The organism is Pseudomonas sp. UF-293 (genome assembly GCF_058245595.1).
In genome coordinates this window covers 131,608-145,302 of record NZ_JBSICA010000012.1, presented here as the reverse complement: position 1 = coordinate 145,302, position 13,695 = coordinate 131,608, and the positions used below count along the sequence as shown (strand labels likewise).

Genomic DNA, 13,695 nt, shown 5'->3' with positions numbered 1-13,695 from the left:
CGAAAGCGGTGTGTCAGTCACCTTTGATACTGCCAGACATACCGCTTTCGCGAGCAAGCCCGCTCCCACATTTTGATTGGTGTAGGCCATAAAAAACCGGGCGGCTTGAGGGCCGCCCGGTTTGGGTGAAGGGTTACAGATGCGATTCGGCGTATTCGGCCAGGATCGAGCGAGGCACCCCTTGCAGGGTGATGTGCACACCGTTGGGGAAATCCTTGAAGCGTTCGGTCAGGTAGGTCAGCCCGGAGCTGGTCGCGGACAGGTAAGGGGTGTCGATCTGCGCCAGGTTACCCAGGCACACCACTTTGGAACCGGCGCCGGCACGGGTGATGATGGTTTTCATCTGGTGCGGCGTGAGGTTCTGACATTCGTCGATCAGGATCAGGCTCTGCTGGAAGCTGCGACCACGAATGTAGTTGAGCGATTTGAACTGCAGCGGCACTTTGCTGAGGATGTAGTCGACGCTGCCATGGGTGTTTTCGTCATCCATGTGCAAGGCTTCGAGGTTGTCGGTGATGGCGCCCAGCCAAGGCTCCATTTTTTCCGCTTCAGTGCCGGGCAGGAAGCCGATTTCCTGATCCAGCCCCTGCACGCTGCGGGTAGCGATGATGCGGCGATAACGCTTGCTGACCATGGTCTGCTCGATCGCAGCGGCCAGCGCCAGAATGGTTTTACCGGAACCTGCGGCGCCGGAGAGGTTGACCAGATGAATGTCCGGATCAAGCAACGCGTACAGCGCCAGACTCTGATAGATGTCACGCGGCTTCAGGCCCCACGCCTCCTGATGCAGCAGCGGTTCCTGATGCAGGTCGAGGATCAGCAGGCGGTCCTCCTGGATTTCCTTGATCCAGCCGACGAAACCCTGCTCGTCGATGATGAATTCATTGATATGCACGGCCGGCAGGTTGTCGATCAGTTGCACCTGATGCCAGGTGCGGCCGTGATCCTGACGGGTTTCGACCTTGCTCACGCGGTCCCAGAAGGAGCCGGTCATGTTGTGGTAGCCGTTGGGCAGCAGGGACACGTCATCGACCAGTTGGTCGGTGCTGTAGTCCTCCGCGTCAATGCCACAGGCGCGCGCCTTCAGGCGCATGTTGATGTCTTTGGTGACCAGCACCACCGGTTTCTGCGGATCGCGGGTGTGCAGATCAATCAGTTGGTTGATGATTTTGTTGTCGTTCAGATGCTCGGGCAGAATCAGGTTCGACTCGGCCTGCTTGCTCATCAGAATTGACAGCAAGCCCTTCGGCCCGCCCTTGCCGCGCTGGATCGGCACGCCCAGTTCGACGTCCTCGGGGGACGCATCGCCCAGGGTCTTGTCGATCAGGCGGATCGCCTGACGGCATTCGGCGGCCACGCTGTGATGGCCGCTCTTGAGCTTGTCCAGCTCTTCCAGCACGGTCATCGGGATGGCAACGTGGTGTTCTTCGAAATTCAGCAGGGCATTTGGATCGTGAATCAATACGTTGGTATCGAGTACATACAGGATTGGCTGGTTGGAGGAAGGGCTGCGTCCGTGATCATCCATACTCGGTCACCTTTGTGGGAGCCATTCGACGCAATACCGTGACAGTGCTGCGCCTCGAGGTGACTGCCGAATTCATCCACGAGGGCCTGGATGAACTGCACACAATAGGAGTCTGGGAAGACGCCACCTGTGTTGCAGGTTTCGGCGGTCTGTCTTCGTAATACTCCAAAACCGATGACATAAAAAAGCACTTTGACGGTTTTTTTAAGTTTATTTTGCAGAGTGACGAAAAGCCCTTGGCGGACTCCCCGTACCCCGCTAAAGTCGGAAGTCCGCCTGCATCGAATTCCTTTTGAAAATCACCCCAAGCCCAATGTTTCCGGGCTTTTTGTCGTTTCTCAACGAAACGCGTCCTGACAGTCTTCCCAGCCGATGCCGCTCTGCGCAGTCTGGGTGATCAGCCACGGCAAGGACGTCTTCACCGCATCCTGTTTCATGTTGAAATTGATCACCCCGTGACGCCACAGCAGCATCAGGGTCAACACCCGCTGCGCGCTCGCCGGCCCCTTGAGCTTGCCGGCGCCGTCCTGGGCATCGATGTCCCATAGCGCCACTTGCAGGCCCTGGCTGTTGAAGAAACCTTGTGCATCACTGCGGCGCTGGCCATCCGGCGGACGGAACAGCGGCACGTAGTTTTCCGGCAATTTGTTTTTCACCAGATCGGCGCTGCGCCGTACCGAATCCTGCCAGTCCTGCCAATGGCTGTGGGAGCGGAACTCCCAGCCCTGCACGCCAACGCACTGCCGGGAGAAACTCGCCTGCAGGCTGCTGACCGAACGGCCGGTGAGTCGCGCCTGAATATCCTTGCCCAGGACAAAGAATGTCCCGCTCAGATTCGATTTTCGCAGGTACTCGCTCAGCCAGTCGGTGTTGTCCGGTTGCACGTTGGCGGCGCTGTCGAAGGTCAGCAGAAACAGCCGGTCGTGCATGTCGTCGCCATTGCGCTCGTAGTCGCCGAAACGATCGAATTCGTTACTGGTTTGCGGTGACAGCGCGGCCTTGCGCATCAACTCGTCCAAGTACTGCAAATGGAAGATCCGGCTCGGCTCGGCCCATTTGGTGTAATAACTGTCGTCGCTGACCACGAACTTGGCCGCCTGCTCGCGCAGGGTCGGCAGGTCTTCAACGAGGAAGCAGAACGAGGCGTCCTGATCGCAGCTTTGCTGGGCGTGGTTGTAGTTGCTCAGCAAGCGTTGCCAGAGGCGCTGGCGCAGCTGATTGACCGCATCGATATTGACCGTGCGCAGGCCCAGGCGCTGGGCCAGTGCCGCCTCGTCGATGGACTCGGTGCCGAGCAGGCCGCGAGCGAACATGAGGATTTCCGCCCGTGACGCGACGTCGAACAGGGTCGGATTGCTGAGCTGTTCCGGCCAGGTCGTGCGATCCAGCGTCGCCGCATCACCGGGCGCCGCGACGGCCGCGAAGCTCAGCAGCCACGCGGTGAATAAAAGAACAATGCGCAAAGGGATGTCTCCATAACAAAACCCGCGCGGCACTATATCGCGGGTGGATCAAAACAAAGATCAAAAGATCGCAGCCTTCGGCAACTCCTACCTGACCCCACTGAATTCATTACGGTTTCATGTCGAGCGCAGTCTGTAGGAGCTGTCGAGTTCCAGCGAGGCTGCGATCTTGTTCCATGACACCACCGATCACCTATCACGCTCATAGCTGGAGTCAACACGGACAACCCCCTAGAATCGCCCCCACGATTAAAGGAGACGACTTCATGCTGATGGTGATTTCCCCCGCCAAGACCCTCGACTACGAAACACCGCCGGCGACCCAGCGCTTTACCCAGCCGCAGTACCTCGACCATTCGCAGGAATTGATTCAGCAACTGCGCGAGCTGAGCCCGGCGCAGATCAGCGAGTTGATGCACGTGTCCGACAAGATCGGTGGCCTCAACGCCGCGCGTTTCGGCAGTTGGACACCCGCCTTCACCCCGGAAAACGCCAAACAGGCGCTGCTCGCATTCAAGGGCGATGTGTACACCGGCCTGGATGCGCAGTCCTTCAGCGAGGCGCAATTCGATTACGCGCAAAAGCACCTGCGCATGCTCTCCGGCCTTTATGGCCTGCTGCGCCCGCTGGATCTGATGCAACCCTATCGCCTGGAAATGGGCACCAAACTGGCCAACGCCCGTGGCAAGGATCTGTATGCGTTCTGGGGCACGCGCATCAGCGAGTGGCTGAATGAAGCGCTGGCCGAGCAAGGCGATGACGTACTGCTCAACCTTGCGTCCAACGAATACTTTTCTGCGGTCAAGCGCAGCGCTCTTAATGCGCGAATCATCAACACCGAGTTCAAGGATCAGAAGAACGGCCAGTACAAGATCATCAGTTTCTACGCGAAGAAAGCGCGCGGCCTGATGAGCCGTTTTGTGATTGAGGAACGCATCAACGACCCGGCTCAGCTCAAGCAATTCGATGTGCAGGGTTATCGCTACAGTGCCGAGCAATCGAAACCCGACAATCTGGTGTTTTTGCGCGACCACGCCCCGGAATAAAGCATGCCCTTTGCACGACTCTTTTCTTCGAGAGTCGTGCAGTCCGCCCGAAGTCAAAATCCCCCCGCTGCATATCGCCAATTTCATGGCGCCAATAAAACCACACTTCGTTTTCTAATTTTAGTTTCACTCGACACTGAAGTTTTTTTTCAGTAGTGGCACTTAAATTTTTCACCCGTAGTGGCACAAAACTATCGACCCCGGTTTCACCCCGATAACTAAAGGCCGAAATCGTTAGTGCTATCAATTTGCACCCAGTGCCATCTTTATCAATATTTCAAAAAATTTCGGCTGGCACGATGAGCGGGCTGGAACTATGTCCAAATGCGTTGCTCATACCACCGGTAACGATTCTCGCCGAGTTTGTACGAGATAACTTACGCAGAGCTGATAGCCATGTAACCAAGTTGTCACAGCAACTTGCCTGAGTGACTAACGAGTCTCAAAACAATCGAAGGACAGGAGATACGCATCATTAATATCCCCTACAAAGGCCAAGGCCGCGCCCCTATAAACGTGCTCGCCTGAGCACCTAACTGCTTGATTTACCGGCCCCCTACCGGACGTCGAGCAGGCTACACGACTGCACTAGAGTCTTCCCGCACGGAAGATCGGCTGCATAACAGGGCAAGTCATAACAACAAGGCCTAGTTGCGCACATCTTGAGTGCACTTATTAGACACTCGGAACTTTGTATGCCTGCACACGGCATTGTGGCGCCTGTAAGCCGCACTTCCGAGTGCACTAGTGACCGCTGAACACCATTAACTCCGGCCTTCTAAGGCCTGATATATACAGAGGTAATTGCGATGCGCATCAGCATATTTGGTTTGGGTTACGTTGGCGCAGTATGTGCCGGTTGCCTGTCTGCACGGGGCCATGACGTAGTTGGCGTCGATGTTGCCAAAGACAAGATCGACATGATTAACGCCGGCAAATCGCCGATTGTAGAACCAGGCTTGGGCGAACTGCTGCAGCAGGGTATCCAGACCGGTCGTCTGCGCGGCACGACCAACTTCGCCGAGGCGATTCGTGATACCGACCTGTCGATGATCTGCGTCGGCACGCCAAGCAAAAAGAACGGCGACCTGGAACTGAACTACATCGAGGCCGTGTGCCGCGAGATCGGTTTTGTCCTGCGTGAAAAAACCACCCGCCACACCATCGTCGTGCGCAGCACCGTGCTGCCAGGCACCGTGGCCAACGTGGTCATCCCGATTCTGGAAGACTGCTCGGGCAAGAAAGCCGGCGTCGATTTCGGCGTTGCGGTCAACCCGGAATTCCTCCGCGAATCCACCGCCATCGCTGACTACGATCAGCCACCGATGACCGTTATCGGCGAGTTCGATACCGCCTCGGGCGACGTTCTGCAATCGCTGTACGAAGAACTCGACGCACCGATCATCCGCAAGGACATCGCCGTTGCCGAGATGATCAAGTACACCTGCAACGTCTGGCACGCGACCAAAGTGACCTTCGCCAACGAGATCGGCAACATCGCCAAAGCGGTCGGCGTCGATGGTCGTGAAGTGATGGAAGTGGTTTGCCAGGACAAGACTCTGAACCTGTCCCAGTACTACATGCGCCCGGGCTTCGCCTTCGGCGGTTCGTGCCTGCCCAAAGACGTGCGTGCGCTGACCTACCGCGCCGGCTCCCTGGACGTCGAGGCGCCGCTGCTCAACTCGCTGATGCGCAGTAACGAATCGCAAGTGCAGAACGCTTTCGACATCGTTGAAAGCCATGAAAAACGCAAAGTCGCCCTGCTCGGTCTGAGCTTCAAGGCCGGCACCGACGACCTGCGCGAAAGCCCGCTGGTCGAACTGGCCGAAATGCTGATCGGCAAGGGTTACGACCTGAGCATCTACGACAGCAACATCGAATACGCCCGTGTCCACGGTGCGAACAAGGACTACATCGAATCGAAGATTCCGCACGTATCGTCCCTGCTCAACTCCGACTTCGACTCGGTGATCGATAACTCCGACGTGATCATCCTCGGCAACCGCGACGAGAAATTCCGTTCGCTGGCCCAGGAAGCGCCGCAGGGCAAGCAAGTCATCGACCTGGTGGGCTTCATGTCCAAGGCCACCAGCGCCGGTAGCCGCACCGAAGGGATCTGCTGGTAAGCAGACATTGCGCGGCGCCGCATACCGCGTCGCCGCGCACTGACTGTGTGAACCCGTGGTAGGAGCTGACGAGTGAAACGAGGCTGCGATCTTTACCGGGGTCACTTGAGTCGTGAGTGAACACCCAGAAGATCAAAAGATCGCAGCCTTCGGCAGCTCCTACAGTGGGCCATTGATGAGCCTGCCTTAACCCCATCGGGCCCAGCCCGAGATAGAGACGGATGCAGATTATGCACAGGCTAAAACACGGCCTACTTCAGGCCGCCGGTTGGCTGTTTTACCTAAGTTTGTTGATGGGCCTGGCCTTGATGCTGCCCACGTCCACATTCGACTCCGAGTCGAAGGACTTCATTTTCCTGATTGGCGCCGTGGGTATCTGGCGCTACTCGATGGGTGCAACGCACTTTGTGCGCGGCATGATTTTTCTCTACATCGTTTACCCGCATCTGCGTCGCAAAGTACGCAAGCTGGGTAAAGCGGCCGACCCGTCGCATGTGTTTCTGATGGTCACCAGCTTTCGTATTGACGCGCTGACAACCGCGCAGGTCTACAGCTCAGTGATCCGCGAAGCCATCGACTGCGAACTGCCGACCACCATTGTCTGCTCGATCGTGGAAATGTCCGACGAGCTGCTGGTCAAGGCGCTGTGGGCGCGGATGAATCCGCCGGAGCGGGTCAAGCTCGACTTCGTGCGCATTCCCGGTACCGGCAAGCGCGATGGTCTGGCCTTCGGTTTCCGCGCGATCTCCCGTCACCTGCCGGATGACCGTGCCGTGGTGGCCGTGATCGACGGCGACACCGTGCTCGGCGAAGGCGTCGTGCGCAAGACCGTGCCGTGGTTCCAGCTGTTCGGCAATGTCGGCGGCCTGACCACCAACGAGTTCTGCGAAGTGCGTGGCGGCTACATCATGAGCGAATGGCACAAGCTGCGTTTTGCCCAGCGCCACATCAACATGTGCTCGATGGCCCTGTCCAAGCGCGTGCTGACCATGACCGGTCGGATGTCGGTATTCAAAGCCTCCGTGGTAACCAATCCGGAATTCATCGCCGACGTTGAAAGCGACTCGCTGCAACACTGGCGTCTGGGCCGTTTCAAGTTCCTCACCGGTGACGACAAGTCGAGCTGGTTCAGCCTGATGCGCCTGGGTTACGACACCTTCTACGTGCCGGACGCAGCGATCAACACCGTTGAACATCCGCCGGAAAAGAGCTTCATCAAGGCCAGCCGCAAGCTGATGTTCCGCTGGTACGGCAACAACCTGCGCCAGAACTCGCGTGCACTGGGTCTGGGTATCCGCCGCCTCGGCGCGTTCACCTCCGTGGTGCTGTTCGACCAGCGCGTGTCGATGTGGACCTCGCTGCTCGGCCTGACCGTCGCACTGATCGCCAGCTTCAAGTACGGCACCGCGTTCATCCTCGTGTACCTGCTGTGGATCGGCATCACCCGCCTGATCCTGACGCTGTTGCTGTCGTGTTCCGGTCACCGCATTGGCCCTGCTTACCCGGCGATTCTGTATTACAACCAGATCGTTGGCGCCCTGGTGAAGATCTACGTGTTCTTCCGCCTCGACCAACAATCCTGGACTCGCCAGCCCACATCCCTGACCCGTGATCTCGCCAGCTTTCAACGTTGGTTCAACACCTGGTCGTCTCGGACCATGACCTTCTCCGCCGGCAGCATTTTTGTCGCCGTGCTGCTGATGATGGTCTGACCCGCTCCTATTGAATTAACAAGGAAATCGCCCCTATGAATACCGCCGTCAACGTCAACGTAGTGCATGAATCCGAAGCCCAGCGCCAGCACGCTCGCGTGAAAATCCCGGCCAAGCTGCGTTTCTTCGGCCCTGACCGGACTCCGCTCGAAGCGCGGGTCCTCGATCTGTCGGCTGGCGGTCTGGCGTTCAACGCCGGACAGATGCCGCTGACCATCGGCGAGGTGTACAAGGCGCGTCTGCAATTTGTCATCGACAACCTCGGCCTGGCCATGGACGTTGAACTGCAGGTGCGCTCCTTTGACCGCGCCACCGGCCGCGCCGGCTGCCAGTTCCAGAACCTCGAGCCGCAGGACATTTCCACCCTGCGTCACCTGATCACTTCGCACTTGGCCGGCGACATCGTCAGCATCGGTGAAGTACTGGCGACGCTGCAGCGCGACAACTTCACCAAGGCGCGCAAGAACAAGACCAACGACACCGGCATGACCCCGTTCGGCCGTCTGAAAGCCGTGACCTTCAGCGCCGGTATTTTCGCTGTTGGTCTGGTCGCTGCCGGTTTCATCTTCAAGTCGGTGTATGGCATGTACTTCGTCAGCCACGCGCAGGCCGGTCTGGTCAGCGTCCCGGGGATGAACATCACCATGCCGCGTGACGGCACCGTGCAGAGCCTGGTCAAGTCCGACGGCGTCGCCGCCAAAGGCGCCCCGCTGGCAACTTTCAGCACCAGCATGCTCGACGTACTCAAGGGCCATCTGGCCGAAGACCAACTGGCCCCGGCCAAGGTTGAAGAACTGTTCGGCAAGCAAATGACCGGCACCCTGACGTCGCCGTGCGATTGCACCGTGGCCCAGCAACTGGTGGCTGACGGTCAGTACGCGAGCAAGGGCGACGTGATCTTCCAGTTGGTGCCGCGCAACACCCAGGCCAACGTTGAAGCACGCTTCTCCTATCGCCAGTTCGGCGACGTACGTCCAGGCACCCCGGTGAGCTTCCAGATCGCCGGCGAAGACAAGACCCGCACCGGCAAGATCGTCAGCAGCACCAGCCTGAAGAGCGCCGACCTGTCCTCCGACATCCGCGTACAGATCCAGCCAGACGAGCCGCTCGACAGCAGCCTCGCCGGCCGCCCGGTGGAAGTGAACAGCGACCGTGGCCCGAACCTGAACTGGCTGATCGACAAAGCCATGGCTGCCGGTCTTTAAGTCGAGGACATGCCTGTGACTACGTATAACTTGAACACACCGCCGACCCTGTGGGAGCGAGCCTGCTCGCGAAAGGGCCAGCGCGGTTTGTCTGAAGTACCGAGTCGACTGCTTCGCGAGCAGGTCGGATCGCCGCACCGTCGCTCCCACATGGGATTGATGGTGTGCTCGCTGGCACTGGCAGTTTCTCTGGCCGGTTGTGCCGGCCTGCCCGATCAGCGTCTGGCCAACGAAGCGCTCAAGCGTGGCGACACCGCCACCGCTGCGCAGAATTACCAGCAACTGGCCGATCTGGGTTACAGCGAGGCGCAAGTCGGCCTGGCCGATATCCAGGTCGACAGCCGCGACCCGGCGCAGATGAAACAGGCCGAAGCGACTTACCGCGCAGCGGCCAGCGTGTCGCCGCGTGCCCAGGCACGTCTCGGTCGCCTGCTGGTGGCCAAGCCGGGCTCCACCGAAGCCGAGCACCACGAAGCCGAAACCCTGCTGAAAAAAGCCGCCGCCAATGGCGAAGGCAACACGTTGATCCCGCTGGCGATGCTGTATCTGCAATACCCGCACAGCTTCCCCAACATCAACGCCCAGCAGCAGATCGATCAGTGGCGCAAGTCGGGCTACCCGGAAGCGGGTCTGGCGCAGGTGCTGCTGTATCGCACCCAGGGCACTTACGACCAGCACCTGGATGACGTGGAAAAGATCTGCAAGGCTGCGCTCAACACCACCGACATCTGCTACGTCGAACTGGCTACCGTTTACCAGAAACGTGGCCAGGCGGAGCAACAGGCCGAGCTGATCAAGCAGATGCAGGCCGGTTACAGCCGTGGCACCGTCACCGCGCAGCGTGTCGACTCCGTAGCCCGCGTGCTGGCCGATTCGACCCTGGGCAAGACTGACGAAAAAACCGCGCAGGCGCTGCTCGAGCCGATCGCTCCGGGCTACCCTGCATCGTGGGTCACCCTCGCGCAACTGCTTTACGACTTCCCTGAACTGGGCGACGTCGACCAGATGATGAAGTACCTGGACAACGGCCGTGCCGCCGACCAGCCGCGCGCCGAACTGCTGCTGGGCAAGGTCTACTACGAAGGCAAAATGGTCCCGGCCGACGCGAAAGTCGCCGAGGAACACTTCCAGAAAGCCGTTGGCCGCGAAGTCGCCGCCGATTACTACCTCGGTCAGATCTACCGCCGTGGCTACCTGGGCAAGGTCTACCCGCAGAAGGCTCTCGACCACCTGCTGACCGCTGCGCGCAACGGCCAGAACAGCGCCGACTTCGCCATCGCCCAGCTGTTCTCCCAAGGCAAGGGCACCAAGCCCGATCCGCTGAACGCTTACGTGTTCAGCCAATTGGCCAAGGCCCAGAACACCCCGCAAGCCGATGAACTGGCAGCGACCCTCGAGGCGCAACTGCCGCCCGAGCGCCTGCCCGAAGCCCGCCGCCTGTTGCAACAGGAACAGGCCAGCCGTGGCGCCCTGAACTCGAACACGCTGCAACTGCACGCCCTGCAAGAAGAAGACGGCGAGGAAAAACTATGAAGCTGAACCCATTCGTGAAGGCCGGTATTGGCCTCACCTTCGCGCTGCTCTGGTCTTGCCCGACACTGGCTGCGATGACTGAAAGCAAGAACTTCGGTCTGGAAGTGAAACTCACCGGCCAGTCCGAAGACGACCGTGACCTCGGCACTGCCGGCGGCGGCGACGTCAACGGCGTCGGCCTCGACCTGCGTCCTTGGATCTACGGCGAAAGCGGCGCGTGGAGCGCTTATGCGATGGGTCAGGCGGTGACCTCGACCGACATCATCGAGACCGACACCCTGCAACAATCGGACGGCGAACAGGCCACCGACAGCGGCGATCGCGAAACCAAGAAAAACTACCTGGCGATGCGCGAGTTCTGGGTCGGCTACAGCGGCTTCACGCCCTACCCTGGCGAAATTCTGAAGTTCGGTCGTCAGCGTCTGCGCAATGACGACGGCCAATGGCGCGACACCAACATCGAAGCGCTGAACTGGACCTTCGATACCACCCTGCTGCGGGCCAATGCCGGTGTTGCCGAGCGTTTCAGCGAATACCGCACCGACTTGAAAGAGCTGGCACCGAAAGACAAGGATCGCCTGCACGCCTACGCCGACGCCGCTTACCAGTGGACGCCGGGGCAGTGGGTCGGCATTCGCGGTCATCACACTCACGATGACGGCAAACTCGATTACGCCGAGCCGGGCGTCCCGCGCGATTCGCTGGACAAGACCGAGAACGGCGACATCAGCTGGATCGGCCTGACCGCCGACAGCGACGCCTACAACTGGCGCAACACCAACACCGTCAACTACTGGGGCAGCATCACCGGCATGAGCGGCGACCGTGACACGGTCAACGCGCTGAACGCCGACGGCACGCGCCCGACACAAGCCAAGCGCAGCGATGACATCAGCGGCTGGGCAGCTGATGTCGGCGTGCGTCTGCGCCTCGATCCGCAGTGGCAAGTCGGCGGTGCCTACGCCCGCGCCAGTGCCGATTACGAACAGAACGGTCTGGAGAGCAACCGCTCCAACTACACCGGTACCCGCTCACGCGTGCACCGTTTCGGCGAAGCGTTCCGTGGCGAAATGAACAACATGCAGACCGCCACCCTGTTCGGTTCGTGGATGGTCAACGACGAGTACGACGCCAGCCTGATCTACCACAAGTTCTGGCGTGTCGACGGCAACAAGCCGGTCGGCAGCAACGGCATCAACGCGGTGGAAAACAACACCGACGACGTCACCGGCGCGATCCTCTCCAGCACCTCGCTGCCGCTTGAAGATGGCAACAAGGACCTGGGTCAGGAAATGGACCTGGTCGTCACCAAGTACTTCAAGCAAGGCCTGTTGCCGGCGGCGTTGAGCCAGTCGATCGACGAGCCTTCGGCACTGGTGCGTTTCCGTGGCGGTGTGTTCAAGCCGGGCGATGCCTATGGCAGCCAGGTTGATTCCTACATGCACCGCGCATTCATTGACGTGATCTGGCGCTTCTGATGCAAACCGCCAAGGGAGTGCCCGACATGATCAGCACCAGAACAGGCTCACTCAGCCTGCTGGCCGGCGCGATGCTGCTGGCCAGCGCCGGCGCCTTCGCCAATGTTGAACCGGCGAAACCTGCGACCGTGGCCAAAGAACTGCAACAGGCCAAGACCTACACCGTCAGCAGCGCGCCGACCGACGCGCTGAAACTGGCCAAGCCGACACTGCCTGACCTGTCCGGCTTCACCGCCGAAGCCGCTGCCGCGAAGATCGTGCGCAGCAAGCCGGGCAAGATCAGCGTGCGCCGGATGATGCAGGAAAATGCCCTGAAGGACTTCATCGGCGGCGATAACAAGATGGCCGAATGGGTCGTGCGTCAGCACGGCATTCCGCAGGCGATCTTCATCGACGACGGCTACATGAACCTCAAGGATCTGGCGAAAAAACTGCCCAAGCAGTATTTCAGCGAGACCGCTCCGGGCGTGTATCTGGCCAAATTGCCGATCGTGGTCGGCGAGAAAGGCATCCTCGAAATCGACGGTCAGACCCAGGAACTGCGCCTGTCCCAGGAGGCCGGTTCATTCCTGGTCAACGACGGCAAGCTGTTCGTGCGCGACACCAAAGTCACCGGCTGGCGCGAGAAGGAAAACGGCCCGGCAACCTTCCGTTCGCCGAAGGAATTCCGTCCGTTCCTGCTCGCCTGGGGCGGCACCGAGACCTACATCGTCAATAGCAAGATGGCCAGTTTCGGTTACGCCAACAGTAAGTCGTACGGGGTGAGTATTTCCCAGTACACGCCGAACATGGCCAAGGTTCTCAAGCGCCCGGAACCGACTGGCTGGATCGTCGGCTCCGAGTTCTCGGACATGTGGTACGGCTTCTACTGCTACGAAACCAGCGACTTTGTGGTCAAGGGCAACACCTACAAAGACAACATCGTCTACGGCATCGACCCGCATGACCGCTCGCACCGTCTGATCATTGCCGAGAACACCGTTCACGGCACGAAGAAGAAGCACGGGATCATTATTTCCCGTGAGGTCAACGACAGCTTCATCTTCAACAACAAGAGTTTCGACAACAAGTTGTCGGGCCTGGTGATCGACCGTAACAGCGTCAACAACATCATTGCCTACAACGAGATCTACAAGAACCACACCGACGGCATCACGCTCTACGAGTCTGCCGACAACCTGCTGTGGGGCAACAAGGTCATCAGCAATACCCGTCACGGCATTCGTATTCGTAACAGCGTGAACATCCGCCTCTACGAAAACGTCGCCATGACCAACGGCCTGACCGGTATCTACGGCCACATCAAGGACCTGACCGACACCGACCGTGACATCAAGCTCGACCCGTTCGACGCGCAGGTCTCGCTGATCGTCGTCGGCGGTGAACTGGCGGCCAATGGCAGCGGCCCGCTGTCGATCGACTCGCCGCTGAGTGTCGAGCTGTATCGCGTGTCGATGCTGGCGCCGACCAAGTCCAGCGGGATCAGCTTCAACGGCATCCTCGGCGAGCGCCAGGATGAAATTCTCGACCTGCTGGTGCGCCAGCAGAAAGCCGTGCTGATCGACCCTGTCGAACGCCAGACCGAATTGCAGGACTGAGGATAA

General features: G+C 59.5%; 9 protein-coding genes. 7 read left to right on the top strand and 2 right to left on the bottom strand.

Features of this window, described 5'->3' with window-relative positions:
- Nucleotides 1-133: 133 nt before the first annotated feature.
- Nucleotides 134-1,528, bottom strand: a complete 1,395-nt coding sequence (locus AC4IHP_RS15630; RefSeq protein ID WP_024011685.1) for a PhoH family protein — start codon at nucleotides 1,526-1,528, stop codon at nucleotides 134-136.
- A gap of 338 nt (nucleotides 1,529-1,866) precedes the next feature.
- Nucleotides 1,867-2,991: a polysaccharide deacetylase family protein gene (locus AC4IHP_RS15625; RefSeq protein WP_460124203.1), complete on the bottom strand. Its 1,125-nt coding sequence runs from the start codon at nucleotides 2,989-2,991 to the stop codon at nucleotides 1,867-1,869.
- A 266-nt stretch (nucleotides 2,992-3,257) separates the two neighbouring features.
- Here AC4IHP_RS15625 and yaaA point away from each other — a divergent pair, with 266 nt between their 5' ends.
- The 7 genes from yaaA to algG all read left to right on the top strand — a co-directional run bounded on the left by yaaA (nucleotide 3,258) and on the right by algG (nucleotide 13,689).
- Complete coding sequence (yaaA, locus tag AC4IHP_RS15620) at nucleotides 3,258-4,037, top strand: peroxide stress protein YaaA (RefSeq protein WP_490832103.1); 780 nt, start codon at nucleotides 3,258-3,260, stop codon at nucleotides 4,035-4,037.
- Between the two features lie 809 nt (nucleotides 4,038-4,846).
- On the top strand, nucleotides 4,847-6,163 hold the full coding sequence (locus AC4IHP_RS15615) for a nucleotide sugar dehydrogenase (RefSeq protein WP_490832102.1): 1,317 nt from the start codon (nucleotides 4,847-4,849) through the stop codon (nucleotides 6,161-6,163).
- Between the two features lie 230 nt (nucleotides 6,164-6,393).
- The gene (gene alg8 / locus AC4IHP_RS15610; RefSeq protein ID WP_371924006.1) at nucleotides 6,394-7,875 is read left to right on the top strand and encodes a mannuronan synthase; all 1,482 of its coding nucleotides are present in this window, start codon (nucleotides 6,394-6,396) and stop codon (nucleotides 7,873-7,875) included.
- Nucleotides 7,876-7,910: 35 nt separating this feature from the next.
- Nucleotides 7,911-9,080 carry an alginate biosynthesis protein Alg44 gene (locus AC4IHP_RS15605; RefSeq protein WP_024011680.1) on the top strand — a complete coding sequence of 390 codons (1,170 nt, stop codon included), beginning with the start codon at nucleotides 7,911-7,913 and terminating at the stop codon, nucleotides 9,078-9,080.
- A gap of 15 nt (nucleotides 9,081-9,095) precedes the next feature.
- Nucleotides 9,096-10,613, top strand: coding sequence for an alginate biosynthesis TPR repeat lipoprotein AlgK (algK, locus tag AC4IHP_RS15600; protein ID WP_490832101.1), 1,518 nt, complete (start codon nucleotides 9,096-9,098; stop codon nucleotides 10,611-10,613).
- A complete protein-coding gene (locus tag AC4IHP_RS15595; RefSeq protein ID WP_024011678.1) occupies nucleotides 10,610-12,091 on the top strand; it encodes an alginate export family protein in 1,482 nt (493 codons plus the stop codon). Before algK ends, AC4IHP_RS15595 begins: the two co-directional genes overlap by 4 nt.
- A gap of 26 nt (nucleotides 12,092-12,117) precedes the next feature.
- Nucleotides 12,118-13,689 (top strand): mannuronan 5-epimerase AlgG, encoded by a 1,572-nt coding sequence (algG, locus tag AC4IHP_RS15590; protein WP_038861124.1) that lies wholly within the window; start codon nucleotides 12,118-12,120, stop codon nucleotides 13,687-13,689.
- Nucleotides 13,690-13,695: the final 6 nt, after the last annotated feature.